Source organism: Cellulomonas algicola, assembly GCF_003851725.1.
Lineage (GTDB): Bacteria > Actinomycetota > Actinomycetes > Actinomycetales > Cellulomonadaceae > Cellulomonas > Cellulomonas algicola.
Window position 1 is genome coordinate 1 of sequence record NZ_BHYL01000528.1, and the last position, 501, is coordinate 501.

Below are 501 nucleotides of genomic sequence, written 5' to 3' on the forward strand. Positions count from 1 at the left end.
CCGCGGCCCTGTGGCGCGGCTCGGCGGGGCCGGACGTCGCGGACGCCGCGCCGGGCCTCGCGGACGCGCTGACCGCGGCCGCCCGTTCCGCCCGGGACGCGCTCACGGCCGTCGAGGTGGAGGCCCTGCTCGCGCTCGGCCGGCCGGACGAGGCGCTGGAGCTCGCCGTCGGGGCGGCCAGGGCGGCACCCGCCGACGAGGACGCGCAGCTGCGGCTCATGCGGGTCCAGGCGGCGGCGGGACGGACCACCGACGCCCTGCGCACGTTCGCGCGGGTCCGTGACGTGCTCGCCGACGAGCTCGGCGCCGATCCGCGGCCGGACCTGGTCGCGCTCAACGAGCAGCTGCTCGCGCGGTCCACCGACGCATCGCCGGGACGGACGGCGGCGGCGAGGCGGACCGTGGGCGACGCCGCGACGAGCGCGCACCGGCGCACGCCCGTCCGGCACCCGGTCGGCCTGCGCGCCGCGCGGCACGCGCTGCTGGGACGCGCCCACGACC

At 81.4% G+C, this 501-nt stretch carries 1 protein-coding gene; it reads left to right on the plus strand.

Translation table 11 applies throughout. The features are described from left to right. A partial coding sequence (locus CTKZ_RS21235) for an AfsR/SARP family transcriptional regulator (protein WP_148090557.1) occupies window positions 1-501 on the plus strand: 501 nt, incomplete at both ends.